At 42.3% G+C, this 26,570-nt stretch carries 24 protein-coding genes; 8 read left to right on the forward strand and 16 right to left on the reverse strand.

Going from position 1 to position 26,570, the window contains the following annotated elements; genetic code table 11:
* Window positions 1-7 precede the first annotated feature (7 nt).
* The 5 genes from Q0993_RS18875 to Q0993_RS18895 all read right to left on the reverse strand — a co-directional run bounded on the left by Q0993_RS18875 (window position 8) and on the right by Q0993_RS18895 (window position 8,095).
* A complete protein-coding gene (locus tag Q0993_RS18875; RefSeq protein ID WP_299536106.1) occupies window positions 8-460 on the reverse strand; it encodes a MarR family transcriptional regulator in 453 nt (150 codons plus the stop codon).
* 235 nt (window positions 461-695) lie between these two features.
* Window positions 696-2,468, reverse strand: coding sequence for a long-chain fatty acid--CoA ligase (locus Q0993_RS18880; RefSeq protein ID WP_299536108.1), 1,773 nt, complete (start codon window positions 2,466-2,468; stop codon window positions 696-698).
* A gap of 147 nt (window positions 2,469-2,615) precedes the next feature.
* A complete protein-coding gene (locus Q0993_RS18885; protein WP_299536111.1) occupies window positions 2,616-3,071 on the reverse strand; it encodes a GNAT family N-acetyltransferase in 456 nt (151 codons plus the stop codon).
* Window positions 3,072-3,078: 7 nt separating this feature from the next.
* A complete protein-coding gene (purL, locus tag Q0993_RS18890; protein WP_299536114.1) occupies window positions 3,079-6,759 on the reverse strand; it encodes a phosphoribosylformylglycinamidine synthase in 3,681 nt (1,226 codons plus the stop codon).
* 124 nt (window positions 6,760-6,883) lie between these two features.
* Window positions 6,884-8,095 carry an RsmB/NOP family class I SAM-dependent RNA methyltransferase gene (locus Q0993_RS18895; protein ID WP_299536116.1) on the reverse strand — a complete coding sequence of 404 codons (1,212 nt, stop codon included), beginning with the start codon at window positions 8,093-8,095 and terminating at the stop codon, window positions 6,884-6,886.
* A 70-nt stretch (window positions 8,096-8,165) separates the two neighbouring features.
* On the opposite strand from Q0993_RS18895, the gene Q0993_RS18900 reads away from it, so the two are divergent.
* Complete coding sequence (locus Q0993_RS18900; RefSeq protein WP_299536118.1) at window positions 8,166-9,200, forward strand: oxidoreductase; 1,035 nt, start codon at window positions 8,166-8,168, stop codon at window positions 9,198-9,200.
* A gap of 49 nt (window positions 9,201-9,249) precedes the next feature.
* Here the strand turns inward: Q0993_RS18900 and Q0993_RS18905 are convergent, their stop codons facing one another.
* From Q0993_RS18905 to Q0993_RS18940, 8 genes are all read right to left on the reverse strand, one after another.
* Complete coding sequence (locus tag Q0993_RS18905) at window positions 9,250-9,600, reverse strand: DUF6515 family protein (RefSeq protein WP_299536120.1); 351 nt, start codon at window positions 9,598-9,600, stop codon at window positions 9,250-9,252.
* A 137-nt stretch (window positions 9,601-9,737) separates the two neighbouring features.
* Window positions 9,738-10,190: a hypothetical protein gene (locus tag Q0993_RS18910; protein ID WP_299536122.1), complete on the reverse strand. Its 453-nt coding sequence runs from the start codon at window positions 10,188-10,190 to the stop codon at window positions 9,738-9,740.
* Window positions 10,174-10,695 carry a hypothetical protein gene (locus tag Q0993_RS18915; RefSeq protein ID WP_299536124.1) on the reverse strand — a complete coding sequence of 174 codons (522 nt, stop codon included), beginning with the start codon at window positions 10,693-10,695 and terminating at the stop codon, window positions 10,174-10,176. The genes Q0993_RS18910 and Q0993_RS18915 overlap by 17 nt, the downstream gene beginning before the upstream one ends.
* A 32-nt stretch (window positions 10,696-10,727) precedes the next feature.
* Window positions 10,728-11,270, reverse strand: coding sequence for an RNA polymerase sigma factor (locus tag Q0993_RS18920; protein WP_299536126.1), 543 nt, complete (start codon window positions 11,268-11,270; stop codon window positions 10,728-10,730).
* 113 nt (window positions 11,271-11,383) lie between these two features.
* Complete coding sequence (locus tag Q0993_RS18925) at window positions 11,384-13,210, reverse strand: ABC transporter ATP-binding protein (protein ID WP_299536128.1); 1,827 nt, start codon at window positions 13,208-13,210, stop codon at window positions 11,384-11,386.
* Entirely contained in the window at window positions 13,210-14,919 is a 1,710-nt protein-coding gene (locus tag Q0993_RS18930; RefSeq protein ID WP_299536131.1) for a phospho-sugar mutase, read from the reverse strand. Before Q0993_RS18930 ends, Q0993_RS18925 begins: the two co-directional genes overlap by 1 nt.
* Window positions 14,920-14,946: 27 nt before the next feature.
* A complete protein-coding gene (locus tag Q0993_RS18935; RefSeq protein ID WP_299536134.1) occupies window positions 14,947-15,921 on the reverse strand; it encodes a glycosyltransferase family 2 protein in 975 nt (324 codons plus the stop codon).
* A 41-nt stretch (window positions 15,922-15,962) separates the two neighbouring features.
* Window positions 15,963-16,484, reverse strand: a complete 522-nt coding sequence (locus Q0993_RS18940) for a DUF4199 domain-containing protein (RefSeq protein WP_299536137.1) — start codon at window positions 16,482-16,484, stop codon at window positions 15,963-15,965.
* Between the two features lie 168 nt (window positions 16,485-16,652).
* On the opposite strand from Q0993_RS18940, the gene Q0993_RS18945 reads away from it, so the two are divergent.
* The 3 genes from Q0993_RS18945 to mtaB all read left to right on the forward strand — a co-directional run bounded on the left by Q0993_RS18945 (window position 16,653) and on the right by mtaB (window position 19,663).
* On the forward strand, window positions 16,653-16,946 hold the full coding sequence (locus Q0993_RS18945; RefSeq protein ID WP_299536140.1) for a type B 50S ribosomal protein L31: 294 nt from the start codon (window positions 16,653-16,655) through the stop codon (window positions 16,944-16,946).
* Between the two features lie 88 nt (window positions 16,947-17,034).
* On the forward strand, window positions 17,035-18,210 hold the full coding sequence (locus Q0993_RS18950) for a GlmU family protein (protein WP_299536143.1): 1,176 nt from the start codon (window positions 17,035-17,037) through the stop codon (window positions 18,208-18,210).
* Window positions 18,211-18,316: 106 nt separating this feature from the next.
* Window positions 18,317-19,663 (forward strand): tRNA (N(6)-L-threonylcarbamoyladenosine(37)-C(2))-methylthiotransferase MtaB, encoded by a 1,347-nt coding sequence (gene mtaB / locus Q0993_RS18955; protein WP_299536146.1) that lies wholly within the window; start codon window positions 18,317-18,319, stop codon window positions 19,661-19,663.
* A 31-nt stretch (window positions 19,664-19,694) separates the two neighbouring features.
* On the opposite strand, the gene Q0993_RS18960 is transcribed toward mtaB, so the two are convergent.
* On the reverse strand, window positions 19,695-19,988 hold the full coding sequence (locus Q0993_RS18960) for a GNAT family N-acetyltransferase (RefSeq protein ID WP_299536149.1): 294 nt from the start codon (window positions 19,986-19,988) through the stop codon (window positions 19,695-19,697).
* A gap of 166 nt (window positions 19,989-20,154) precedes the next feature.
* Here Q0993_RS18960 and Q0993_RS18965 point away from each other — a divergent pair, with 166 nt between their 5' ends.
* Window positions 20,155-20,817, forward strand: coding sequence for an alpha/beta hydrolase (locus Q0993_RS18965; protein ID WP_299536152.1), 663 nt, complete (start codon window positions 20,155-20,157; stop codon window positions 20,815-20,817).
* A 43-nt stretch (window positions 20,818-20,860) separates the two neighbouring features.
* Window positions 20,861-21,826, forward strand: a complete 966-nt coding sequence (locus Q0993_RS18970; protein ID WP_299536155.1) for a lytic transglycosylase domain-containing protein — start codon at window positions 20,861-20,863, stop codon at window positions 21,824-21,826.
* Here the strand turns inward: Q0993_RS18970 and Q0993_RS18975 are convergent.
* Window positions 21,823-22,338: a DUF2892 domain-containing protein gene (locus Q0993_RS18975; RefSeq protein ID WP_299536158.1), complete on the reverse strand. Its 516-nt coding sequence runs from the start codon at window positions 22,336-22,338 to the stop codon at window positions 21,823-21,825. The two genes, Q0993_RS18970 and Q0993_RS18975, sit on opposite strands and share 4 nt — an antisense overlap.
* Before the next feature lie 8 nt (window positions 22,339-22,346).
* Window positions 22,347-23,231, reverse strand: coding sequence for a DUF6263 family protein (locus tag Q0993_RS18980; RefSeq protein WP_299536161.1), 885 nt, complete (start codon window positions 23,229-23,231; stop codon window positions 22,347-22,349).
* A 166-nt stretch (window positions 23,232-23,397) separates the two neighbouring features.
* Between Q0993_RS18980 and rpmH the strand changes: the two genes are divergently transcribed.
* Entirely contained in the window at window positions 23,398-23,556 is a 159-nt protein-coding gene (gene rpmH / locus Q0993_RS18985) for a 50S ribosomal protein L34 (RefSeq protein ID WP_120711769.1), read from the forward strand.
* 109 nt (window positions 23,557-23,665) lie between these two features.
* Complete coding sequence (carB, locus tag Q0993_RS18990; RefSeq protein WP_299536175.1) at window positions 23,666-26,518, forward strand: carbamoyl-phosphate synthase large subunit; 2,853 nt, start codon at window positions 23,666-23,668, stop codon at window positions 26,516-26,518.
* Window positions 26,519-26,570 lie beyond the last annotated feature (52 nt).

Here is a 26,570-nt window from a genome sequence, read left to right on the forward strand (position 1 = left end):
ATGGGCTCTATTTACTGGTTGATTCCTCGGAATAAATCTTTTTATCTGTTATCAATTGATTTATGGTGCCCATTACTTCAAAGTAGCACTCCAATTTCTCTTCGGAAACACTTGAGCGTATCGCCTCGTTGAACCGAAGTACGGCATTTTTGGAATCGTTTCTCTTTTCAAGGCCAAAATCCGTCAAATGTATCAAAACACCTCTGCCATCATTGGGGTTAGGCCGCCGTTCTATTAGCCCCTTTTCTTCCATACTTTTCAAAATACGGGATAGACTTGTGGCCTCCATACCCATTTTAGGGCCTAATGCTGTAGAGGGTGTACCGGTTTTGGGATCTATGCTCAGTAAGGTAAAACCCACCGCCATGGTAGATCCAAATTTTTTGGCCTCTTCATTGTACATTCTTGCAACTGCCTGCCAAGTGGCTCGCAGGGCATAATCTATGGTAACTTCCTTCATTTGGTGGTTATTGTTTGTGGTTCTCAAAGATACAAAAATTTACTATGCGTGCATAATAAAAATGGAAAATATTTCCTCTTTTCAGAAGATTGCCGAGCTATTACTCAAAAGACAAAAAGCTTTTTGGAAAAACAAGAGAATCTGTGAGGGTAATTGGTCAAAGAAATGAAATGGGCATCCAATTAAGTCGATTTATTAGAAACTGAAGGAGCCTTTTTGGATATCCCAATTTCCACTAATCATTGCCATAAATATCCTTGTACAAGTCCAGATACTTTTCCTTGATGATTTTTCTTCGGAGCTTCATAGTTGGGGTAAGGTGACCACTGTCAATGCCCCAAACATCTGGGGTTAGTCGGAACTGTTTTACCTTCTCCCATTTGGCAAACTTCTCATTGGCCAGATTGACCTCCTCCTCGTAGCGGGCCAGTACCTTTTCGTTCAGTACGATATCCGAATTTTCCGGAATGGTAATTTGATGCCTTCCGGCCCACTCGTGCAAAAATTCAAAATCGGGCTGTATAAGGGCAGCCGGCATTTTCTCTCCCTCACCAACCACCATAACCTGTTCAATAAATCGGGATTGTTTTAACCTATTTTCCAACAATTGGGGAGCAACATACTTACCGCCAGAGGTCTTGAACATCTCTTTTTTGCGATCCGTAATCTTTAGAAAACCATCGGAATCGATTTCCCCAATATCCCCGGTATGAAAATAGCCATCTTTCAGTACTTCAGCGGTTAGTTCCGGGTTTTTATAATATCCTATCATCACTTGGGGACCTTTTATGCAGATTTCCCCATCATCAGCTATTTTTACCTCCGTACGATATAATAACTTCCCGACCGTTCCGATTCTAAATCCGCCATCACGCATATCGTTTACGGAAATTACAGGTGAGGTTTCCGTAAGCCCGTAACCTTCCATAACCCCAAATTCGGCTGCGTTAAATATCCGTGCCAACCTGGGCTGCAAAGCAGCGCTTCCCGAAGCAATCAGACTGAGATTGCCACCTAGACCTGCTTTCCATTTGCTGAATATCAATTTACGCGCCAGAGCTAATTTCTGCTCATACCACCATCCATTTTGGCCATACGGTTCGTATTTTAGGCCTACATCCACAGCCCAAAAGAATAGTTTTTTCTTGACACCGGTCAATTCGGCTCCTTTGGCGATTATTTTATCGTACACCTTTTCTAATAGTCTAGGTACGGCAGTCATCACGTGTGGCTCCACCTCCTTAATAAATTCACTGATTTGATCAATTGGGGCAAAATAAACCGTCACCCCGGCATATTGGTACAGATACATAAGCATCCGTTCGTAAATGTGACATACCGGTAGAAAACTAAGCGATTTTGCATTACCATAATCCAAGGGCAGCCGCTTGAAGCTTTCCAAAGCATTACTAACCACATTTTGGTGCGATAGCATCACACCTTTGGCCGTTCCCGTTGTCCCCGACGTATATATCAAGGTTGCCAAATCTTCTGGTTTTACCGCCTCCATACGTTTTAGTACCTCTTCCTGATTGGACTCGTCCTTCCCCAATTCCAAGACCTCCTTCCAGTTCTTACAATCCGATAGCTCATCAAACGAATACACCTCTTTAAGGCTTGGTATTTCATCTTTAACAGCCTTTACTTTTTGGTACACCTCGTCACAGGAAACAAAACAATACGAAGATTCGGAATGATTGAGCACATAGGCATAATCTTCCTCGGAAATTGTAGGATAGATGGGTACATTCTGTGCACCTAATTGTAGAATGCCTGTATCCATAATGTTCCACTCCGTACGATTGGACATGGAGATTAAGGCAATCTTGTCATTCGACTCAACCCCCATACGTAACAGACCCCGACTAATGGCATTGGCCTTATCGATATATTCCTTAGTAGATGTGGCTACCCACTTATCGTCATATTTTGTGACCAGGCATTTTTCCATATTATATTTTTCCAATTGGTAATATGGAAAATCGAATAGTCTAGTAATGTTTTGCATAGTTAGTTTCTCCAAGGTTACTGCAAAATAACGAAAGTAGACGGGATATTAAAATTCGGTGCTTTGTGCAAAATATTTCAAAAGCATCCTTCTTGAATTCGCGAACTTGTGCTTAAACTTTGGAGACCGGAACTAATTTATTGGTATCTACAACAAGTGAAGTTTCATTCCCTCATGACTATTGATAAAACCCAACCTCTTATAAAAATTAAAGGCTTCAGGTCTTTTTTTATCTGTTGTCAATTGTATCAGATGTGCGCCTTTTTCTTTTGCACGCTCTATGGCCCATTCAAATAAGTGTTGTCCAATACCTTGACCACGATACTTTTCATGCACGCGTACCGCTTCAATTTGTGCGCGAATGCCACCTTGATACGTTAGGTAGGGGATGAAACTTAATTGCAGGGTCCCGATAATTGTATCATAATCATTCACGATAACCACCAACTCTTGGTTGGGGTCGGAGTTTATCCTGTCAAACGCATCATCATACGTTTTAGGCAACGGATCCTGAAAATCCTCACGTAACTTACCCAGTTTGTCGTTGGCGAGCAAGGATACTATATCCAAGAGGTCCTTTTTGACGGCAAGACGAATATTCATACCGTAGTCACTGTCCGTTTTTTTCTACCCATTTCCTGGCATTTACAAACGCCTGTAACCATGGGGAAACCGCATCTTCCCTTTCCTTGGGATAATTTGCCCAATTCCAGGGAAAGATAGAACGTTCCATGTGGGGCATGGTAACCAAATGTCGGCCTGTCTTGTCGCACAACATAGCCGTGTTGTAATCGCTTCCATTAGGATTTCCAGGATATTCTGAATACCCGTATTTGGCAACGATGTCATAGTTCTCCTCAGCAAGTGGCAAGCTAAATTTACCTTCACCGTGGGAAATCCATACACCCAGAGTGGAACCTTTCATATTGGATAACATTACCGAGTTGTTCTCCATAATTTGTACTGACGTAAAATTGCTCTCATGTTTATGAGAGTCGTTATAGGTCATTCTTCCATGTTGTTTCCCATGTTCGGGATTGATCAAATCCAATTCCATGAATAACTGGCAGCCGTTGCAAATGCCTACGGAGAGGGTATCGGGACGGGCAAAGAAAGCCTTTAAGGCGGTGTTGGCCTTTTCGTTGTATTTAAAGGCACCGGCCCAGCCTTTTGCACTACCCAACACATCCGAATTGGAGAAGCCCCCTACGGCTCCAATAAACTGTATATCCTCAAGGGTTTCCCTGCCACTGATTAAATCGGTCATATGCACGTCCTTTACATCAAACCCGGCCAAGAACATGGCATTGGCCATTTCCCGTTCGGAATTGCTTCCTTTTTCCCTGAGGATAGCCGCTTTAGGTCTGCCGTGAGCAGCAGCATGCTCTGGCAGAATTCCTGTAAATTGGTTCGGAAATTGATAGTGCAAAGGCTGCTTTTTGTAATTTCCATAGCGCGCTTTTGCCAGTCCGCTGGCCGTTTGTTTGTCATCCAATAAATAGGATGTTTTAAACCAAGTGTCCCTTAGGGAAATCACGTTCAATCCCATTTGTACATCTCCATTTTTAATGGAGAGCGTGCTTTCGGAAACTACCTTTCCGATTTTACGGAATGTAATCCCTGTATTTTTTAATTGTTGTTCTACAGCTAGATAATTCTTTGAGTCCAATTGAAAAACGATACCTGCGTTTTCTGAAAAAAGAAGTTTTATAGTATCGTTCTCGTTTAGGTCGCTGAGGTCTAACTTAGCTCCTAAATCCACGTCCGCAAAGCACAACTCCAAGAGTGTGGTTATTAGCCCTCCTGAGGAAACATCGTGACCTGCAAGGATTTGACCCTCCTTGATCAAAGTTTGAATTGAATTGAAAACCAGTTTAAAATAGGAGGCATCCTTAATGGTCGGGGCATGGGTTCCAATCACATTTCGTATTTGTCCGAAAGAGGAACCGCCCAACTTATAATCATCTCCCGAAAGATTGATATAGTATAAAGGACCGCCATCTTTTTGTAAAACGGGCTCCACTACTTTGGAGATGGCACTGCAATGTCCCGCTGCGGATACGATTACCGTTCCCGGTGCAATTACCTCCCCGTCAGGGTATTTTTGTTTCATGGAAAGGGAATCCTTTCCTGTGGGCACATTGATACCCAATGCAATGGCAAAATCCGATAAGGTTTGGACGGCTTCATATAATCTGGCGTCCTCACCCTCATTGCGACAAGGCCACATCCAATTGGCAGAAAGGGAAACCGAATTTAGTCCGTCCTTTAAGGGTGCCCAAATGATATTGCTCAGAGCTTCGGCAATACTGTTCTTACTTCCTGCCCCAGGGTCTATCAATCCGGAAATAGGGGAGTGGCCTACACTGGTAGCTATGCCTTCGGTTCCCTTAAAATCCAATGCCATTACCCCACAATTGTTCAAAGGTAACTGAAGTGGGCCGGCACATTGTTGTTTAGCGACCCTGCCCCCCACACAGCGATCTACCTTGTTGGTCAACCAGTCCTTACAGGCAACGGCCTCCAGTTGCAATACCTGTTCCAAATAGTCGTGAAAGTTCTCCAAAGTATATATGGAATCTGTGTATTCTCTCTTAAGGGCAGTATCTTCCATTATGGTCTTTGGTGAACTTCCAAAAAGGGCACTCAAATCCATGTCCATGGGTTTTTCGCCTTTGATGCTAGATTCAAAAGTAAATCTATGGTCGCCCGTAACATCGCCAACTTGGTACATGGGGGACCGCTCCCGTTCAGCGATACGTTGCAACAAATCAATGTCCTTTTGCCCGATGACCAATCCCATACGCTCCTGGGATTCGTTACCTATGATTTCCTTGGATGACAGGGTAGGATCGCCAATAGGCAATTTATCCATGTCAATTATGCCGCCGGTATCCTCTACAAGCTCGGAAAGGCAATTCAAATGTCCGCCTGCACCGTGGTCGTGAATGGAAACAATAGGGTTTTGATCGCTTTCCACCATACCTCTAATAGCATTAGAGGCCCTTTTTTGCATTTCAGGATTTGAACGTTGTACTGCATTAAGCTCTATGGCCGAACTGAACTCCCCGGTATCTGCGCTGGAAACGGCTGCACCTCCCATACCGATACGGTAATTATCCCCACCGAGAATAACAATTTTGTCGCCTCTTTTCGGCGTTTCCTTAAGGGCTTGATCTGCTTTTCCGTACCCGATACCTCCGGCAAGCATAATTACCTTGTCAAAACCGAGTCCTCTTGTGTCTTCCTGATGTTCAAAAGTCAGGACCGATCCAGAAATCAGGGGTTGCCCAAATTTGTTACCAAAATCCGAAGCGCCGTTTGAGGCTTTTATCAAAATGTCGATAGGTGTTTGGTAGAGCCATTTTCGGGCCGGAAAAGCTTTTTCCCAAGGCCGATTTTGTTCCAATCTGGAATAAGCCGTCATATATACCGCTGTCCCGGCCAAAGGCAGAGAGCCCTTTCCGCCGGCCAATCGATCCCGTATTTCCCCTCCCGATCCCGTGGCAGCGCCATTAAAGGGTTCCACGGTAGTGGGAAAGTTGTGGGTTTCTGCCTTAAGGGAGATCACGGATTCAAATTCTTCTTCACGATAATAATCCGGTTTGTCCGCTACTTTAGGTGCAAATTGAACTACTTTGGGCCCCTTAACAAAAGCGACGTTGTCCTTGTAGGCCGAAACTATGTCGTTCGGGTTTTCCAGTGACGTCTTTTTTATCATTTTAAATAAGGAGGAAGGCATCTCCTTTCCATCAATAATGAAGGTACCATTGAATATCTTATGCCGACAATGCTCAGAGTTGACCTGACTGAAGCCGAAAACTTCGGAATCGGTTAATTTTCGACCTATTTTTTTGGAAAGTTTTTCTAGATACTGTACTTCTTCTTCGTTCAAAGCAAGCCCTTCCTCTTCATTATAACCGGAAATATCATCAATTTCCAAAACAGGTTCCGGCACAATGTCGATATCGAAAATATGTTGTCCCAACCCATTGAATTTTTGGGAAAGCATGGGATCAAAATTTGTGAAATCGGCTTCAACAGCGTAAAATTCCTCGATCCGGATTATCCCGGATATTCCCATATTTTGGGTAATTTCAGTGGCATTTGTACTCCAGGGCGTTACCATTGCCGCACGGGGACCAACAAAAAAGGCGTCAATCGACGCCATGTTTACCTTGGATTTGTTCCCGAACAACCAGGTTAATCTTTCTATATCCTGTTGAGAAAGTTCCTTTTTGGTCTGGACCGCAAAAATTTTTGCGTTGACCTCTCCGAAAAAGTGAATCATTGAACTTTAAAGTTGTTTGATTTAAGAAAGCACAAATTTACACCTTTTTATGCTAAGTTTTTCAGGTAAAAGTTAACAGGTTGTATTGGGATTGTTGATAATCAACGGTGAGCAAATGGCACCTTTATTTTTTGACCATTAAGGCCATATAAAATCCATCGAACCCACTTTTGGAGGCATAGATATGTTTTTCATCCACTAGAGCAAAGTTTTTACCTTCCTCAGATTCTAAAAAACCCTGTACCTGTTTTTCATTTTCAACTGGAAGAATGGAGCAGGTTATATACGCCAATTTACCTCCCGGCTTTACCATTTTGCTATAGCCAAAAAGTATTTCCTTTTGGGTCTTTGTAATTTTTTCCAGGAATTCCGGTTGTAATTTCCATTTTGCATCAGGATTACGGCGTAGAACGCCCAATCCGGTGCACGGGGCATCGATTAGGACACGGTCCGCACTGTTATGTAGTTTTTTAATGACCTTGGTGGATTCGATTATCCTGGGTTCTATGTTATGGGCACTATTTCGCCGAGCACGCCTTTTCAATTCCTTAAGCTTATTGGCATAGATATCCAATGCTATAAGCTGTCCTTTATTTTCCATCAACGCGGCCAAATGCAAGGTTTTGCCTCCTGCACCGGCACAGGCATCCACCACCCGCATCCCCGGTTTAACATCCAAAAAATCCCCGACCAACTGGGAGGAAGCATCCTGGACTTCGAACCATCCATTTTTAAAGGAATCCGAGCTGAAGACATTGGAACGTTCCCGTAGCTTCAAGGCCAGGGGGTAACCCTTTAGAGGGTCGGTAAGAACTCCTCCATCCATAAGTTCCTTCTGCAACTTATCCTTAGTGGTCTTGAGGGTGTTGACCCTTAAAACAACTTCGGCCTGTTGGTTTAGGGCCGCTATTTCTTTTGTCCATAGTCTTTCACCTAAAGCCCCTTCCCCGAGAGCGTCCAACCAATCCGGAATGGATTCTCGGTATTTCCTGATTTTCGAAAACTCATCGAACCTACCTTTAATACGACGTTCCGGGGTAGGCGCTATTTGTTTCCAATCGGGTAGCTGAATTCCTTTTAGTACCGCCCAAACAGCCCACATTCGGAATAGGTTGCTCCTACTATAAGGTTCATTTACCTCCGAAATTTTTGCATAGAGACGTTTATAGCGAACCATCTCATAGGTAGTTTCGGCAATAAAACCGCGATCACGGGAACCCCATCGTTTGTCCCTTTTCAATATCTTTTCAACCACTTTATCCGCATATTGGCCTTCGGTAAATATCAAGTTAAGGGCATCGATTACAGCAAAAACTAAATTTCTATGCAGTTTCATCCAGAAAAAATAAGGTTGCAAAGGTATTGTTTTAGAGGCAATCCGTTTAATTTTGATAAACTTTATCGCTATGCGATTTATCCCTTTGGCTCTAATTTTTCTGTTATTGACTTCCTGCTCCAAGGACAAAGAAAGAGACCCGTTCTCATCCGTCGAAATAGAAGTGATCTATGAAGATTCCCTTAGCATTCGAGCGATAGAAATTATGGGTAACAGTTTAGCGTTTGCCGCAAATAAGGGAACCTTTGGCACCATTGACCTCTCCTCAGGTACTATACGGACCAATGTACAGCACTTTGATTCCATAATCCCAGAATTTAGGGCCATAACGCATACGGCCACGGATTTTTTTATGCTATCCGTTGGTAGCCCCGCATTGCTGTACAAAACAGGTGATAAAGGGAGGATGGAACTTGTCTATAGGGAAGAAGGCGATGGAGTTTTCTATGATGCGATGACCTTCTGGAATGATTTGGAGGGGATTGCCATTGGGGATAGTGTGGGAGGTTGCCTTGCCATAATCATTACAAGGGACGGGGGAAGTACTTGGAATAAACTGGCCTGTAACCTTCTGCCACAAGGTATTGTAGGTGAAGGTGCCTTTGCTGCCAGCAACTCCAATATAGCAACCTTAGGCAACAAAACCTGGATTGCCACAACGGAAGGACGTATTTATTTTTCACCGGATAAAGGGCAGACCTGGAAGGTATATGAGACACCAATACAGAGTGCGGAACCTACCCAAGGAATTTACTCCATTGATTTTTATGATGAAAGTGTAGGTGTGGTTTTTGGTGGAGATTTCACCAAGCCTGAAGGCAATCTGGCTAATAAGGCCATTACCAAAAATGGTGGGAAAACCTGGCAATTGTTAGCTGATGGACAAAACCCATCGTATAAAAGTTGCGTACAGTTCGTTCCCAATTCAAAAGGAAAAGAAATCGTGGCCCTTGGCTTTACGGGAATATCGTATTCCTTCGATTCGGGGAAGACTTGGAAGACAATGTCCGATGAACCTTTTTACACCGTTCGTTTTTTGAATGATTCCATTGCCTATGCCGCAGGAAAGGGAAGAGTGGCAAAATTATCATTCCTGGCAAAATGAGAACGGCTTATCATTTACCAGACCTCACTTTGCCGGAATGAACTATCAATTACACATTCACTATCATATAGCCCCTACCATACTTTTTATACCAAACACCTCGGTATCTGTATAGTTTCCTTCCATTAATGCGAACAACTTTGTTCCCTCTCGGTAAGTGCCTTACCTGGATGCCTACTGGAGCCGCACTGACCACATACCTTCCTCCTCTAAATCGATACCAAACCCCATTGGAGACATGAAAATTAACGCCCCTATGCACCACTAGTCTAGGTTGATGAACGGTGGAGACTACCGTACCGATTCTAGGGTATACCTTAACGACCCTCCTTTGGGCGTTTACGGCGGATAAGGTTCCGAACAATATCAGAATAAGTAAAATTGACTTTAGATTCTTCATAACATAAATTTTACGACTTGGATTAATTTACCGAGCCTGGTTACATCTTTTTGACTGATCAAGGAAGGGAAGGTTTAATGAAAAAGGGCGCTATAGAGCGCCCTTTTTTGCCTTTTGTCGAATTCTTTGTCCCCATATTAGCCACCACTGCGCCGTCTGTCCCGCATTTCTTTCAGTAACCGCTTTTTAAAGTCCTCCTCGGCTTTTATAAGGAGAAATGTTTTTTTGGCAGTTATGGCCCTATTCATTTTTTCCAAGAAGGCAACGTTTAGCCGGTGTTTTTCGTCCTCCAAGGCGATTAAATCATTAAGGAGGGCATCTGCCTGCTTTTCGGACAATTCGTCGAAATCTAGCAGTCTGGCACGAATTTCCCGTCTTTCCTTTCTTTTAAGGGCTTCAATTTTTTCTTCGTGTTCATTATAGATAGGCCAAAAAACCTGGGCCTCCTCGGAAGTCAAATTCAAACGTTCTGTAATGAAAGCTACTTTGAGTGTCTTGATTTTGTCTCTAACCGGCCTATTCTGTCCATAAAAGACTGTAGTTGCCAGGAGTAGCAAAATCAATATCCGTATGCTATTGTTCGTATTCATCAAATTCTATGTTTAGTTCATCTACATCATCCACGGTATTGTCCAAATACTCTATGATGTTCTCATCGTTGATTTGATTTTCTAGTATATCGTTGATTTCCAATTCCTCAACAGGAACAACCTCGGCTATTTCATAGGAGCTTAGGCCCAAATCGTTGTTTTCCAAATAGTTCTCCAAATCAGAATTGGCCAAATCCCCAAAGGTAAACTCCTCTTCTTTACTTAAACGTAATCCGAAAACTACTAAAAGCACAGCAGCAATTGAAGCGGCGGCGTAAAAGTATTTTTTATAAGGATTTAGTTTTACGACCTTGGTTTCGTTGTCCTGGATTTTTTGAACTATTTTTTCATTGAGATTTTCAAAGTAGTCTTTTGGCACTTCAAAACCATCCTGCTCCGGTAAATGGATTTCTTCCTCTGACAACTTTTGCCTCATCCTCTCGGTAAAGTGGTCTAGATAGCCCTCAGGGGTTTTAAAATCTTGTTTTTTATATTTTTTGTCCATGCCTTTACTTTGACTTTCGGAGCTTAAAACGTTTAATCCTCCTTTAGGGAGGCCTCTATTTTTTTTACCGCAAGGTGGTACGAGGCTTTTAATCCACCCACAGAGGTTTCCAATATTTCGGAGATTTCCTCATACTTCAATTCCTGAAAATACTTCATATTAAAGACCAGTTTCTGTTTTTCCGGTAAGGCAGCAATGGCCTTTTGCAATTTCAATTGAATCGCATCACCTTCAAAATACACATCGGCTTCTAGATTTCCTATCATTCTGTCCTGTAATTCAACATCACTGAGCCCCATTTTTTTTGATTTTGACTTTAAAAAGGTCAAGGCTTCGTTCGTTGCTATGCGATACATCCATGAATACAATTTGCTGTCGCCTTTAAACCCTTCAATATTTCTAAAAACCTTTATAAAGGTATTTTGCAATACATCGTCCGTATCATCATGATCCAAAACAATCCTTCGGATATGCCAATAGAGCCGTTCCTTATAGGTGTTAATGAGCACTTCAAAGGACTGGGCTTGGGTTTCCTTTTGTTTTAGTTGCTGGACTAAGGTCTCTTCCGAAATCAAATTAATTCTCTTCGATATGTCTTTTGGACTATAAAAATAGGAAAAGGTTTAAGCTTATCTCCAAATGGTTTTTCGAAAGACAAAAGAGAGTGACCTTACCAACTTCCTAGAATCTAGGAAGCCAAGGATTGCATTTCTACCAATTTCTTGTACACTCCCTTGTTGGAAAGCAGTTCGGAATGGGAACCTTGCTCTACAATTTCTCCTTTTTGAAGTACCACGATACTGTCCGCATTTTGAATGGTGGAAAGCCTATGCGCAATAACAATGGAGGTACGGTTCCGCATCATTTTTTCCAGCGCGTCCTGCACTAGACGTTCGCTCTCCGTATCCAGTGCGGAGGTAGCCTCATCCAAAATCATGATAGGTGGATTCTTCAAAACCGCCCTTGCAATAGACAAACGTTGTTTTTGTCCTCCACTTAATTTATTGCCACTATCTCCAATGTTAGTGTCATATCCTTCCGGCAATTCCATAATGAAATCGTGGGCATTGGCAATCTTTGCGGCTTCCACGATTTCTTTGTCCGTGGCGTCTGCCTTACCCAGGGAAATGTTGTTTTTTACAGTATCGTTGAACAGAATGGAATCTTGGGTAACCAAGCCCATAAGATTGCGTAGGGATTTTTTGGTCAAGTCCTTTATGTTTGTCCCGTCAATGGAGATTTCACCCTCGTTTACATCATAGAACCGGGTTACAAGGTTGGCAATGGTACTTTTTCCACTGCCGGACTGCCCGACCAGGGCTACCGTATGCCCCTTCGGCACAGATAGATTAAAATCTTTCAGCACATATTCGTCCTCATATTTAAAGGAGATATTTTCCAAGCTGATACCGGTATTGAAATCTGCTTTTTCCAGAGCATCCGATTTGTCCATAATCGGGTTTTCGGTCTCCAAGACCTGCAATACCCGTTCCGCTGCAGCGTTACCCTTCTTTACCCCGTATGAGGCCTTGCTGATGGCCTTGGCCGGAGTTAATATGTTATATGCCAACCCCATATAGGCAATAAAGGAAGCAGCATCCAGGGTCCCATCTACCAATACCATTTTACCCCCGAACCAAAGCAATACCCCGATGACCAAAATGCCCAAAAACTCGCCTGTAGGCGAGGCCAGATTTTGACGGTTCAATAGCGTATTCGAAAACCTAAAGAAGCGATCGGTAGATGATTTGAATGTTTTATAAAAGCGGGATTCCGCGTTAAAGGCCTTTATTACCCGAAGTCCGCCCAAGGTTTCCTCTACTATGGATAGGAATTCACCCTGTTCCTTTTGCACGCGATCCGACTTTTTTTTCAGGGACTTTCCGATACGGGAAATAAGCGCTCCGGCAATAGGGATAAATATGAAGACAAAAAGCGTAAGCTTCACACTAATGAGAAACATTATGATAATAGTAAAAACGATAGTCAAGGGCTCCCGAACAATAAGTTCCAAGATCGAAAGGAAGGAATGTTGGATTTCCAATACATCCGAAGTAATACGGGCAATGACATCGCCCTTTCGCTTTTCGGAATAGTAGGAGACGGGCAATTCCGTAATTTTTTGGTACATCCTGTTTCGGATATCCTTTAAAACACCGTTTCTGAGAAAAGTGATGAAGTACATGGCCAGATAGTTGAACACATTTTTCAACAAAAAAAGAAACAATACCAGACCAATGACCAGCACCAATCCCTTCATCTCGTTATCGCCGGAATACTGGGTAACCCGGTAGTTCATATAATCCATGAAATAGTCCTTTGCCTTTCCGATTCCTTGAAAAGCCGGTGGTTCACTGAGCTGCTTGGTCTTGTCGAACAGGACGTTGAGCATCGGAATCAGGGCGGCAAAGGAGAGCGCACTGAACAGGGCATAGAGTATATTAAAGAAAATATTCAGGAAACCATATTTCTTGTAGGGCCTCGCAAAGCGAAGGATTTTTTTGAAATATTCCATCAACCTAAATTGAATTCGCTCAGGATACGGCCTATTTTGGCCTCTAACTCTTGATTTACCTTTTTGAAATTTTCCGCTTTGTCCAAAGGGGCGTTAGTGCTGAAGTAGAATTTAATCTTGGGTTCCGTTCCGCTAGGTCTTGCTGCCATTCGCGTACCATCTTCCGCGGTATAGATCAATACATTCGATTTTGGAATATCAATTTCCGATACTTCCCCGGTCGTCATATTTTTGGAAGTTGATGTATTGTAATCATCCACAACGATAACCTTGGAACCATCTATTTCCTTGACAGGATTTTCCTTAAAATCGATCATCATTTGTTTGATTTCTGCTGCCCCTTCCATTCCCTTCTTGGTCAGGGAAACCAATTTCTCCTTGTAGAAACCGTAGTTTACATAGCAATCGATTAAATCCTTGTAGAACGAGCTACCTTTTGCCTTGGCATCGGTGGCAATTTCGCAGGCCAATAGGGTAGAGGTAACGGCATCCTTGTCCCGGACAAAATCGCCCACCATATAACCAAAACTCTCTTCACCACCACCAATGAATTGTTGTTGCGGAAAATCTTTTATCATCTTACCGATCCATTTAAACCCGGTCAATGCAGTCTTATATTCAACTCCATAGGCCATCGCCATTTTTTCCAACATAGGAGTGGAGACAATGGTCGTAGCAATAAATTCATTTCCTTTGAAGCCTTTCTGCCTTTGTTTTTCCAAAAGAAATTTTGTCATCAGGACCATAGTTTGGTTGCCGTTGAGCAATTCTATTTCTCCCTCAAGATTTCGAACGGCAATACCCAAACGGTCACTGTCCGGATCAGTTCCGACCACCATATCGGCCTGGATTTGCTCCGCTTTTTTGATGGCCATTGAAAGCGCTTCCGGTTCTTCGGGATTGGGCGACTCCACGGTAGGGAAATTCCCATCTGGTGTGGCCTGTTCCTCGATTATGGTCACATTGTTGTACCCGGAACGTTTAAGGACTTCCGGAATGGCGGTTATTGAGGTGCCGTGTAAGGAGGTAAAAACAATTTTAAAATTATCCTTCCCCGACGTATTAAAATTCCCGTTGGCTACGGAAGCCTTCATAAATGCTTCATCCACCTTGGTATCGATAAGTTCTATCAAGTTTTCATCTGCCTTAAAATTGACATCTTCAAAGGAAAGCGCATTGATCTCGGCGATAATCTCTCCATCTTGGGGGGGCACAATTTGTCCGCCATCAGTCCAATAGACCTTATAGCCATTGTATTCCGGTGGATTGTGGGAAGCGGTCAACACTACCCCGGCATGACAGCTTAGATAACGTACGGCGAAGGAAAGCTCTGGGGTAGTGCGCAGGGCCGAAAACAAATATACTTGGATGCCGTTTGCCGAAAATACTTCGGCCACAGTGCGGGCCAAGGTATCACTGTTGTGACGGCAGTCATAGGCGATCACTACTTTAAGGCTATCATTAGCATAAGTTTTTTTGAGGTAGTTGCTAAGGCCTTGGGTACTTTTGCCCAAAGTATACTTGTTAATACGGTTGGTGCCTACGCCCATTATACCTCGCATTCCGCCCGTACCAAACTCCATGTTCTTATAGAAACGATCTTGAAGTTCGTCAGTGTCGTTTTCAATTAAATCTTGAATTTCTTTTTTTACGGAAGGATCAAAAAAATCGGTCAACCAGCTTTTGGCGGATTCTAGAATTGCGTCCATTTAGGCATGTGTATTTAGGCCATAAATTTACGAAGAATATTGTTCTTCCTGCCGGGCGAAGTTGATTTCTTCCGAAACCGTGTAACGCGGTTCATTTTTTTTGGAACGGATCATAATCTCGCCGATAAAACCAGCAAGAAACAATTGGGTTCCTAAAATCATTGCAGTGAGAGCAATGAAAAATTGTGGCCTATCCGTAATCAGACGGCCAGATGGATTTATAAAAAGTTTGTCAATTCCTAAATAGGCAGCAAACCCAAAACCTACAATAAACATTAAAACACCAAGTGCTCCGAAAAGGTGCATCGGTCTTTTACCAAACTTGGATACGAACCAAATAGTTATTAAATCCAGAAATCCATTGATGAATCGTTCCATTCCAAATTTGGTTTTACCGTATTTGCGGGCCTGATGTTGTACCACTTTTTCGCCGATATTCGAAAAACCTGCATTTTTGGCCAAAACGGGGATATACCGGTGCATTTCCCCACGGACCTCGATAGTTTTGACAACGGCCTTTCGGAAGGCCTTTAACCCGCAGTTGAAATCGTGCAACTTTACTCCCGAAGTCTTTCTAGCCGCCCAATTAAAAAGTTTGGAAGGTAGGTTTTTTGAAAGTAGCGCGTCGTATCTTTTTTTCTTCCACCCAGAGATCAAATCGAATCCCTCAGTGGTAATTAAACGATACAATTCAGGGATTTCCTCCGGATTATCCTGTAAATCTGCATCCATCGTAATAATCACATCGCCCAAAGCCGCCCTAAACCCGGCATGTAAGGCTTGGGACTTTCCAAAGTTTCTTAAAAACCGTATCCCTTTCACATAATCGTTCCTTTCGGACAGCTTGGAAATCACCTTCCAGGATCCATCGGTACTACCATCATCAATAAAGATAATCTCATAGGAAAAACCGTTCGATTCCATGACACTTATGATCCAATCGTGGAGTTCTTGAAGGGATTCTTCCTCGTTGAGCAAGGGGATTACAATGGACAGATTCATAAAAAACGGCTAAGCATCTGCCCAAAAATACAATTTTGCTATCAATAAGAGGGTTTTTGCTTCTTCATGATTAATCCAATGATTAATCCCAATACTAATCCCACAATAATGTTGATAATAAGGCCAATGGGGTAGAACAACCATTTGAATTTTTTCTGCATTTCTATGCCTTGATCTACCTGTTCTTCCGTAAGCGATGGATTGTCCTGCAGTGCCTTTTGTTTTCCTATTTCATAGGCTTTGTCCCAATAGTCCGGTTCAATAATGCTCGACTGAATGAAAAAGTAGAGCAAGCCTAAAATTCCGGCAACCAGGGCTATACCGGTTCCTATTTTTAAGGCTTCGGAAAGCTTTAGAAATCCCCCGTTATCTTTCTTAAATTGAGAAACTCCCAAGCTTATTGCCGCAGCTGCCAAGATTAAGGAAACTATTTGTACCATTGTGTTTTGTTCATAATGCATATCCATTGTAAAAAGCATTATTGAAAAAACAATGGATACAAGGCCTAGCAATAATCCAAAACGAAGTGCATATTTCCCAGTTTTTGGTTGATTTTCTTCCATGTTTATATGTTTTAGGTTGTCGTTACTTTAGTATACTTTTTCACATTTTTGTTACATTTAAAGATACAATATTTTGTTTCTCTTTTTTTAAGGATTAAAATTGTAGGTTTCTGAAAATTGTCTAAATTTGCACCACTTTTACGAAAAGTATTTTAAAGTACGGTACTGATGAAGAAAGGGATACACCCAGAAAACTATAGATTGGTCGCTTTTAAGGACATGTCAAACGATGATGTGTTCATCACCAAATCCACCGCTAATACCAAGGAAACCTTAGAAGTGGACGGAGTGGAATATCCATTGGTTAAATTGGAGATTTCCAGAACGTCACACCCATTTTACACCGGGAAGGCCAAATTTTTGGATACGGCAGGTCGTATAGATAAGTTTAAGAGCAAATACGATAAGTTCAAAAAGAAACCGGTCGCCCAACAAAAGGACGCCTCAACGGACAAAAAGTAAGGGTTTACCCTAGTAGGAAAAATAGTTAGCGCCTCCGACCAAAATCGGGGGCGTAATTTTTTTAATTTTGTTCCAAACCATCCCTACAATGAATTATGTCCTTTTTGACGGAGACGTTAGAAACCATTTACTCCCCTTTACCTTTACACGACCAGTAGCCGACATCCGTATCGGAATTTTAACCATTCGGGAGAAGTGGGAGCGTTATCTCGGTACCATTACAAGTTCCAGGACGGAGGATTATCTACAGGAAAAATTTCCGCTTGTTCTTCAGGAGGAGAATATCTTCATCAATGCCTCCTTCTTGCCCAATACAGAACTGGCCAATTTGGTAAAAGGACTAGAACGGAATGAAGCGATTTATCTAAAGGATGAGATTATAGCTTATTGCGCCAACCAAATTAGGCAGGGTACTGAACTCTATACTCTTAAAAAAGTAGCCTTTGAAGGGGAGGTGCTAAGGGTTGAGCGTACCTGGGACATCTTTTCCAAAAATGGGGAGGCCTTGAAGGCCGATTTCGATTTTCTCACCAAAGGAAGAAAAAGTGCACCGATTTCTCATACAAATCAATTAATACACCCGGAAAACATATTTCTGGAAGAAGGGGCAACAGTGGAATATAGTATTTTGAATGCCAAGGAAGGTCCTATCTATTTGGGAAAGGATTCCGAAGTTTGGGAAGGTAATCTTATTCGAGGAGCATTTGCCCTGTGCAACAATGCCGTGGTAAAAATGGGAGCCAAGATATACGGTCCCACTACGGTTGGCCCATATGGCAAAGTTTGTGGTGAAATAAGTAATTCGGTAATCTTTGGTTATTCCAGTAAGGGGCATGAAGGTTATCTCGGTAATGCGGTATTGGGCGAGTGGTGCAATATAGGGGCAGACAGTAATAACTCCAACCTAAAGAACAACTACGCCAAGGTACGGCTTTGGAACTATGCCACCGAACGATTTGAAAGGACAGGGTTACAGTTTTGCGGTCTTATGATGGGAGACCACAGTAAAACGGCCATTAATACCATGTTCAATACCGGTACCGTAATAGGGGTAAACTCCAATATTTATGTACCGGGTTTCCCTCGTAATTTTATTCCTAGTTTTAGCTGGGGCGGAGCTTCGGGTTTTAGTACCTATTTGCCTAGAAAGGCGTTTGAGGCGGCCAAGGTGATGATGGCAAGAAGACATGTGGAGTTTGATGAAAAGGAGGCCAATATCCTAAACCACGTTTTTGAACTGACCCAAAAATGGCGTAACTATTGAGAAACTTTAGCTGTTTCGTTATTCAATTTCAGGTTGGTACTGATATGCTTAGACTTGAGAACTACACGGACTAAAACAACTTTATCTTATATTTGCAGTCCAAAAAATGAAAAAGAAAGTCGCTTTTTATACACTGGGTTGTAAGCTAAATTTCTCCGAAACCTCAACCATTGCTAGAGGTTTTGTATCGGAAGGATTTGAGCGGGTAGACTTTTCGCAACCGGCGGATATGTACGTTATAAACACATGCTCCGTTACGGACAATGCGGATAGGCGCTTTAAGACCATTGTACGTCAGGCCCTGAAAAATAATCCTGAGGCATTTGTAGCTGCCATTGGTTGTTATGCCCAATTAAAGCCGGAAGAGCTGGCGGCTGTCGACGGTGTGGATTTGGTTTTGGGGGCCACAGAAAAGTTTAAGATAACCGATTACATATATGATCTTCTGAATAGCCATCCGGGACAGAATCGAGGTGTGGCTCAAATTCATTCCTGTGAAATAGAGGAGGCCGATTTTTATGTCGGTAGTTATTCCATAGGAGACAGGACACGCGCATTTTTAAAGGTACAGGACGGTTGTGATTATAAATGTACATATTGTACCATTCCCTTGGCGCGTGGTATTTCAAGAAGTGATACCCTGAATAATGTATTGGGCAATGCCGCCCAAATTGCTTCCCAGGGAATTCGGGAAATTGTACTGACGGGCGTGAACATCGGGGATTATGGCAAAGGGGAATTTGGAAATAAAAAACACGAGCACACTTTTTTGGACTTGATCAAAGCCTTGGACAAAGTGTCGGGAATTCATCGGCTTCGGATATCTTCCATTGAACCCAACTTGTTAAAAAACGAAACGATTGATTTTGTTGCGAACAGTAATTCCTTTGTGCCTCATTTTCATATTCCATTACAAAGTGGTAGTGACGAGATCTTGAAACTGATGCGACGTCGTTATTTACGAAATCTCTACACGGAGAGGGTGCAACGAATAAAGGAGGCAATGCCTCATGCCTGCATAGGCGTAGATGTTATCGTGGGATTTCCCGGAGAGACCGATGCCCATTTTTTGGAAACCTATCATTTCCTGAACGAATTGGACGTTTCCTATCTACATGTGTTTACCTATTCGGAAAGGGACAACACCCCCGCAGCCCGTATGGATGGAGCTGTTCCTAAAAATATCAGGAACAAACGAAGCAAAATGCTACGAGGACTTTCGGCCAAAAAGCGCCGTGCTTTTTATGAAGGCCAGTTGGGAAGTGTACGAACCGTGTTATTCGAAGGGGAAAACAAGGAGGGCTATATTCATGGGTTTACCGAAAACTACATAAAGGTAAAAACGCCCTGGGATCCTGAATTGGTAAATACCCTACATGAAATTGAATTGACCAAAATCGATGGGGACGGATTAGTGCGATTTGAATTTGTTGAAAGTGAGGTGGAGGCATAAAAAATCCCGCTAATCGCGGGATTTTAATTTTCTAGATTCTGATACCTACCGGTAACATCTCCTTGTATTGTCTATTTTTCCTAAGAAAACCAGCTATCTGCGGGCTGGTTGGAACAACTCTTTGATTTTGCTCCTGAATATGATTAAGGACGGATTTTATAAAATCTTCTTTAAAACCTTCCTTAGTAATTTCTTCGGGCACTACCAGTTTGGTCAAAAAGACCTTTCTTTCTTGCGAGGAGTATTCGATTTTGGCAAGATGTCCATTAAGCCTAGTTTCAAATTGGCGCAAGAAACTATTGTCCTTGATTTCCATTTCGTTCATATAGTTTGATTTTAATGTTGGTCTTAGACAAAAAAATCACGATGTTCTACAATCGTAATTTTATATTTTTACTTTGAAATTGAGAGGTTGGGGATAACTTCCAATGATTGTACAAAATTAGGGAAAAAAATAGAACTTTCCTAGTAAAACACAAAGTCAGGCCATTATGCCCTACTATAAAACCCATGTTTATTTTATGCCTGGGATGGCCGCGAATCCCTCTATATTTGAAAACATAGCACTTCCCAAAGATAGATTTGAACAGCATTTATTGGAATGGTTTATTCCCGAACGTGGCATGACGCTGTCCGAGTATGCCGTTGAAATGAACAAAAAAATCGTTCATGAAAACCCCGTGCTTTTAGGGGTGTCCTTTGGAGGAATGCTCGTTCAGGAAATGGCCAAACATATTCCTGTAAAAAAAACGATCATAGTATCCAGTGTAAAAAGTTCTTCGGAATTGCCCAAGAAGATGGTTTTTGCAAAATACACCAAAGCACATAAATTACTTCCCACCGGTCTGGTCAATAATGTAGAGCTTCTGGCCAAATATGCATTTGGGGAAACCCTGACCAAACGGCTAAGACTATATGAACAATATCTTTCCATTAGGGATAAGTATTATATAGACTGGTCCCTGGATCAAATCATAAATTGGGAGCAACAAAACTGTCCAGAGCGCTTGGTCCATATCCATGGTGAAAAAGATCCAGTATTCCCTATTGAAAACATTACGGATTGCATTAGTGTAAAAAATGGTACCCATACCATGATCATTCATCGGGCCAAGTGGTTCAATGAACATCTGCCTACAATTATTTTGGAATAAGGGAGTTGTATTAATACCTTTGAATAACAACAAATCTGGGAATATGAGGATAATAAAGAACGTTTTGATGCTTTTAGGAGTGTTCTTTGTAATAAGTACATTGGTATTTGCGGTGCAAAATACCGTAGAAGAACAAAGCGAAGATTCTATGGATATGGCAGAAAACAACCCCAACAAGAACGTTGCCGAGGAATATAAAATATCTGCCATTGATATCCCTGAGGATTTGAATTTTGCCGGCGAGCCTGTACCGCAAAATGATCCGGAGGTAATGGAACGCGTGGACCGGGAGTTTTTGGTCAACACCTATTGGCAGTCCAATGCCCTTTTGTTGATGAAACGGGCCCATAAATACTTTCCGATAATAGAGCCCATCCTTGCCAAAAATGGGATTCCGGATGATTTTAAGTATTTGGCCGTAGCGGAAAGTGGACTTCAAAACGTGGTTTCGCATGCCGGGGCCACTGGCTTTTGGCAAATTATGAAAAGAACCGGACAGGAATATGGGCTTGAAGTAAACAAAAATGTTGATGAGCGATATCATTTGGAAAAATCCACAGAGGTCGCTTGTAAATACCTGCTAAAGTGGAAGGAGAAATACGGAAGTTGGACTTTAACCGCCGCTGCTTACAATGCCGGCCCTGGATCTATCAACAAATTTATGGGAATACAGCAGGTTAAGGATTATTATGACCTTTTATTAGGAGAGGAAACGGGACGTTATGTGTTCCGTATCATGGCCATCAAAGAAATCCTATCCCATCCGGAAAAATATGGTTTTGAAATAGAGCAAGAGGACATGTACACCGTTGTTCCTACATTTAAGGTTGAGGTGGATGAGCCGGTCTTAAGCTTTGCCGATTTCGCCCAAGAATACGAAATAAACTATAAGATTTTAAAGCGTCATAATCCATGGCTGAGGGAACCACATCTTAATAATGCCTCCAAGAAAAAATACATTATAGAAATTCCCAATAAAGGCTACTACAAGGTATCCGGTAATCCCTAGATTCTCTTCATCTGTTGCTGCATCATTTTGATCTGCTCGGTAAGCATATTGTTCTTGTCCAGCTTTTTAGCTTCTTGAAGTAGGGTAGTGGCTTCCCTTTTACGACGTTTTTGCATGGCTATCCCTGCCAAGCTTAGTTTGGCCATGGCCACATCATAGTCCATTGTAAGCCCCAATTTCAGTGCTTTTCTAAAGTATTTTTCGGCCTGGGTCAAGTTTTTTTGGGAGTGCAGGATGCCGTGAAGATAATTGTAATACCCTTGCTGTTTGGTGATTAATGCGGCCTCCGGGTTTTTTATTTTATCCAACCATTTTTGAGTGCCCTCCATATCTTGTTTTCGCATCCGTAAAAAAGCCAACAGAATCATCTCGTTTCTGAAGTATAGGAAGATGAAAATGAGTGAAAACAAAATCAAGGTAATACCATTACCTATGTACCCTTCCGTAAACTGATAAATGGCATAAGCTATGATCAGTCCGGCAATGACGAGTTTAATATTCTTGTGGAACATATTTATTCTTAGTTGATTCGTTCATATGTAATGGTGGACTTGATAGTAGTCGGGATTTTTTGATCGCCAAGTTGTGCCATGGTACCTGTGCCCTGGGATTTCCCCTCTACCTTCATTGTCTTTATAAAGCCGGACGTTAAATCGGTGGTAATGTGGGTATCCTGGGTTCCGGTTAGGTTCATAGTGGTTGCAGCTTCAGTAATGTCCATGGTTACTTCGGCCTTCCCCATGATTTCCGCACTGGTATCCTTAATAGTTTCCAAGGTCCATGTATTTTTTGTGCTCAACTTTCCAGAATACTCATTCTCCCAAGTATCTCCGGGTTTAACCTGTTGCTGGGGATAGAGATAGGTCATTTGCTCATAGCTACTGGACAAGGCCTCCGATCCAAATTCCTTTTCCAAGGATTTTTTCATCATATTCAGGGAAAACTCATCTTCCAACCCAGAAGCCTGGGCCATCTTTGCCACCAAACTATCGCCGCCCTTGACCTTAAGGATATGTCCATTTCGCGATAGGGTCATCTGTATGGGATGTTCCAAGAGACTGTTGAAAACATTGGATTGCACATCACCCTCTACGATTTCCTTTGCGGCCACATTCATCAACTCTCCTTGTATACTAGATATCATTTTAAGATTAAGATCCTTAAAGGTCAACGCAATCTCATAATTATTATCTTCTTCACCCAGAACCCTAAATTCCAAAACACCGTCTATTTCATTGGTCAATTCGTGTTCGGCACCATCAAGTTTTTGGGTAATTATCTGTTTGGCTTCCTGTTTTATGGTGAATACATCATCTTTTTCCAACTTATATTCCAATTTTACCTGACCTAGTACGGTCATGGCGCTGAAAAACAGTAAGAATGAGAGGGACAAAATGTTCTTCATAGGTGGGGAAAATACAAGTTATCGAATGCGGCAAAAGTAATAAAAACAATCCAAAACATTTTTATATTTACATTTGGCAAAGCAAAAACTCTTCGTATATTTGCGCCCAGAATTTTGAGGGCAAAATGTCCATTGCAACGTATAATAAGTTTTTAAAGGCTCAAAAATGAAAAGAACATTCCAGCCATCCAAACGAAAGAGAAGGAACAAACATGGGTTTAGGGAGCGCATGGCTACTGCGAATGGCAGAAAGGTACTCGCCAGAAGAAGGGCCAAAGGAAGAAAAAAATTATCCGTATCCTCAGAGCCGAGACACAAAAAATAATGATTGAACATTTTAACAATACCAAGGTGTTACTTTTTCGGAAGTAGCACCTTTTTTTTGTCCAAGCCGAACTTGTTTCGGTTACAACTGATTAAACCTTACATACAACATGCCAAAGAGAAAAGATTTAAAATCGATTTTGATAATAGGTTCTGGACCCATAATTATTGGCCAGGCCTGTGAGTTCGACTATTCCGGATCCCAAGCCTTAAGAAGCCTCAAGGAAGATGGAATAGAGACCATATTGATCAATAGCAATCCAGCTACTATTATGACGGACCCGGTCATGGCGGATCATATTTATCTCAAACCATTGACCACAAAATCGATTCTCGAAATCTTAAAAAAACATCCGCAAATAGATGCCGTATTGCCGACAATGGGAGGGCAAACCGCATTGAATCTTTGTATCGAAGCTGACGAAAAGGGCATTTGGGAGGATTTTGATGTTGAGATTATCGGTGTGGATATCGACGCAATCGATATTACCGAGGACAGGGAGCGGTTTAGGGCACTAATGATGGAAATAGGGGTAGGCATGGCCCCACAAGCTACCGCAACTTCTTTTCTAAAGGGAAAGGAAATTGCCCAGGAATTTGGCTTTCCCTTGGTTATTCGGGCATCCTATACCTTGGGTGGCGCCGGAGCTTCGATTGTATATAGGCCTGAGGATTTTGATGAGCTCTTAAGTCGTGGGCTCGAGGTATCACCAATTCATGAGGTCATGATTGACAAGGCCATGATGGGTTGGAAGGAATATGAACTTGAACTTTTACGGGACAAGAACGATAATGTGGTTATCATTTGTACCATAGAGAACATGGACCCTATGGGTATCCATACCGGGGATTCCATTACCGTGGCCCCTGCCATGACACTTTCGGATAGGACCTTCCAACGTATGCGTGACATGGCCATAAAAATGATGCGGAGCATTGGTGATTTTGCTGGAGGTTGCAATGTACAGTTTGCCGTAAGCCCGGATGAAAAGGAGGATATCATTGCCATTGAGATCAACCCCAGGGTTTCCCGATCATCGGCATTGGCTTCCAAGGCCACAGGTTATCCCATAGCCAAAATAGCAGCCAAGTTGGCCGTTGGGTACCATTTGGATGAATTGGAAAACCAGATTACGAAATCTACCTCTGCCTTGTTCGAGCCGACACTGGACTATGTAATCGTAAAAATACCACGATGGAACTTTGATAAATTCGAAGGTTCCGATCGTACACTGGGCTTGCAAATGAAAGCTGTTGGAGAGGTGATGGGCATTGGCCGTTCCTTTCAGGAAGCATTGCACAAGGCCACACAGTCCCTGGAAATAAAACGAAACGGGTTAGGTGCGGATGGCAAGGGGTATACGGACTACAATCAGATTATAAGCAAGTTGACCATTCCAAGTTGGGATCGGGTATTCGTAATTTATGACGCTATTCAAATGGGGATTCCCCTAAGTAGAATCCATGACATAACCCGAATAGATATGTGGTTCCTCAAACAATACGAGGAACTCTACCAGTTGGAAAAGGAAATCTCTACCTATACCATAGCCACTTTGAGCAAAGAGCTAATGTTGGAAGCCAAACAAAAAGGCTTTGCCGATCGACAGATTGCCCATATGTTGGATTGCTGGGAAAGTGAAGTCTATAACAAACGGGCCGAAATGGGCATTAACCGTGTTTATAAATTGGTGGATACCTGTGCGGCCGAATTCAAGGCGATGACCCCTTACTATTACTCTACTTTTGAAGCCGAAATCGAAATGGCAGACGGAGAACGGTATGTAGAAAATGATAGTGTGGTTACCGACCGAAAGAAAATAGTGGTCCTGGGTTCCGGTCCCAATAGGATAGGGCAGGGGATAGAATTTGACTATTGTTGTGTCCATGGGGTGTTGGCCGCTGCCGAATGTGGATACGAGACCATCATGATCAATTGCAATCCGGAAACAGTCTCCACAGATTTTGATACTGCTGATAAACTCTACTTTGAACCTGTTTTCTGGGAGCATATTTATGATATCATCCGTCATGAAAAACCAGAAGGTGTAATCGTTCAATTGGGAGGACAAACTGCCTTAAAGCTTGCAGAAAAGTTAGATAAGTATGGTATCAAGATTATAGGCACTAGCTTTAAGTCCTTGGATCTAGCCGAGGATCGAGGTAGCTTTTCAACCTTGCTTAAAGAAAATAACATTCCTTACCCCAAGTTTGGGGTGGCCGAAACCGCGGATGAAGCACTGCATTTGGCTGATGAATTAGGCTTCCCGCTTTTGGTGAGACCTTCTTATGTGTTGGGTGGTCAAGGTATGAAAATCGTTATCAACAAAGAGGAACTAGAGGCTCATGTGGTAGACTTATTACGTAAAATCCCAAATAACAAACTCCTCTTGGACCATTATCTGGATGGAGCTATAGAAGCCGAAGCCGATGCCATCTGCGACGGTGAAGAGATTTATATTATCGGGATTATGGAGCATATAGAGCCTTGTGGTATCCATTCCGGAGACTCGAATGCTACACTTCCCCCCTTTAATTTAGGTGAGTTTGTAATGCAGCAAATAAAGGACCACACCAAGAAAATTGCCTTGGCCTTGAACACGGTTGGATTGATCAATATCCAATTTGCCATTAAGGATGATATGGTCTATATCATAGAGGCCAACCCAAGAGCTTCCAGAACCGTACCCTTTATTGCCAAGGCTTACAAAGAGCCTTATGTGAATTACGCGACAAAGGTGATGTTGGGTGAAAATAAGATCAAGGATTTTAAGTTCAACCCCCATTTGGAAGGGTTTGCCATAAAACAACCGGTTTTCTCTTTTAATAAATTCCCGAATGTCAACAAAAATTTGGGCCCGGAAATGAAAAGTACTGGAGAAAGCATCTTATTTATCGATAGCTTGAAGGATGATGAGTTTTACGATTTATATGGACGTAGAAAGATGTATTTGAGCAAATAGTGTTGGACCTGGATTTTCTTTAAATTGTTCAATTCTAAGCTAATCGCTTAAA

It is taken from the genome of Ulvibacterium sp. (assembly GCF_028285715.1).
Lineage (GTDB): Bacteria > Bacteroidota > Bacteroidia > Flavobacteriales > Flavobacteriaceae > Ulvibacterium.

What these genes read in the sequence shown, in the direction of transcription:
- Q0993_RS18875 (WP_299536106.1), bottom strand. Translation starts at nt 460, where the DNA reads ATGAAGGAAGTTACCATAGATTATGCCCTGCGAGCCACTTGGCAGGCA.
- Q0993_RS18880 (WP_299536108.1), bottom strand. Translation starts at nt 2,468, where the DNA reads ATGCAAAACATTACTAGACTATTCGATTTTCCATATTACCAATTGGAA.
- Q0993_RS18885 (WP_299536111.1), bottom strand. Translation starts at nt 3,071, where the DNA reads ATGAATATTCGTCTTGCCGTCAAAAAGGACCTCTTGGATATAGTATCC.
- purL (WP_299536114.1), bottom strand. Translation starts at nt 6,759, where the DNA reads ATGATTCACTTTTTCGGAGAGGTCAACGCAAAAATTTTTGCGGTCCAG.
- Q0993_RS18895 (WP_299536116.1), bottom strand. Translation starts at nt 8,095, where the DNA reads ATGAAACTGCATAGAAATTTAGTTTTTGCTGTAATCGATGCCCTTAAC.
- Q0993_RS18900 (WP_299536118.1), top strand. Translation starts at nt 8,166, where the DNA reads ATGCGATTTATCCCTTTGGCTCTAATTTTTCTGTTATTGACTTCCTGC.
- Q0993_RS18905 (WP_299536120.1), bottom strand. Translation starts at nt 9,600, where the DNA reads ATGAAGAATCTAAAGTCAATTTTACTTATTCTGATATTGTTCGGAACC.
- Q0993_RS18910 (WP_299536122.1), bottom strand. Translation starts at nt 10,190, where the DNA reads ATGAATACGAACAATAGCATACGGATATTGATTTTGCTACTCCTGGCA.
- Q0993_RS18915 (WP_299536124.1), bottom strand. Translation starts at nt 10,695, where the DNA reads ATGGACAAAAAATATAAAAAACAAGATTTTAAAACCCCTGAGGGCTAT.
- Q0993_RS18925 (WP_299536128.1), bottom strand. Translation starts at nt 13,210, where the DNA reads ATGGAATATTTCAAAAAAATCCTTCGCTTTGCGAGGCCCTACAAGAAA.
- Q0993_RS18930 (WP_299536131.1), bottom strand. Translation starts at nt 14,919, where the DNA reads ATGGACGCAATTCTAGAATCCGCCAAAAGCTGGTTGACCGATTTTTTT.
- Q0993_RS18935 (WP_299536134.1), bottom strand. Translation starts at nt 15,921, where the DNA reads ATGAATCTGTCCATTGTAATCCCCTTGCTCAACGAGGAAGAATCCCTT.
- Q0993_RS18940 (WP_299536137.1), bottom strand. Translation starts at nt 16,484, where the DNA reads ATGGAAGAAAATCAACCAAAAACTGGGAAATATGCACTTCGTTTTGGA.
- Q0993_RS18945 (WP_299536140.1), top strand. Translation starts at nt 16,653, where the DNA reads ATGAAGAAAGGGATACACCCAGAAAACTATAGATTGGTCGCTTTTAAG.
- Q0993_RS18950 (WP_299536143.1), top strand. Translation starts at nt 17,035, where the DNA reads ATGAATTATGTCCTTTTTGACGGAGACGTTAGAAACCATTTACTCCCC.
- mtaB (WP_299536146.1), top strand. Translation starts at nt 18,317, where the DNA reads ATGAAAAAGAAAGTCGCTTTTTATACACTGGGTTGTAAGCTAAATTTC.
- Q0993_RS18960 (WP_299536149.1), bottom strand. Translation starts at nt 19,988, where the DNA reads ATGAACGAAATGGAAATCAAGGACAATAGTTTCTTGCGCCAATTTGAA.
- Q0993_RS18965 (WP_299536152.1), top strand. Translation starts at nt 20,155, where the DNA reads ATGCCCTACTATAAAACCCATGTTTATTTTATGCCTGGGATGGCCGCG.
- Q0993_RS18970 (WP_299536155.1), top strand. Translation starts at nt 20,861, where the DNA reads ATGAGGATAATAAAGAACGTTTTGATGCTTTTAGGAGTGTTCTTTGTA.
- Q0993_RS18975 (WP_299536158.1), bottom strand. Translation starts at nt 22,338, where the DNA reads ATGTTCCACAAGAATATTAAACTCGTCATTGCCGGACTGATCATAGCT.
- Q0993_RS18980 (WP_299536161.1), bottom strand. Translation starts at nt 23,231, where the DNA reads ATGAAGAACATTTTGTCCCTCTCATTCTTACTGTTTTTCAGCGCCATG.
- rpmH (WP_120711769.1), top strand. Translation starts at nt 23,398, where the DNA reads ATGAAAAGAACATTCCAGCCATCCAAACGAAAGAGAAGGAACAAACAT.
- carB (WP_299536175.1), top strand. Translation starts at nt 23,666, where the DNA reads ATGCCAAAGAGAAAAGATTTAAAATCGATTTTGATAATAGGTTCTGGA.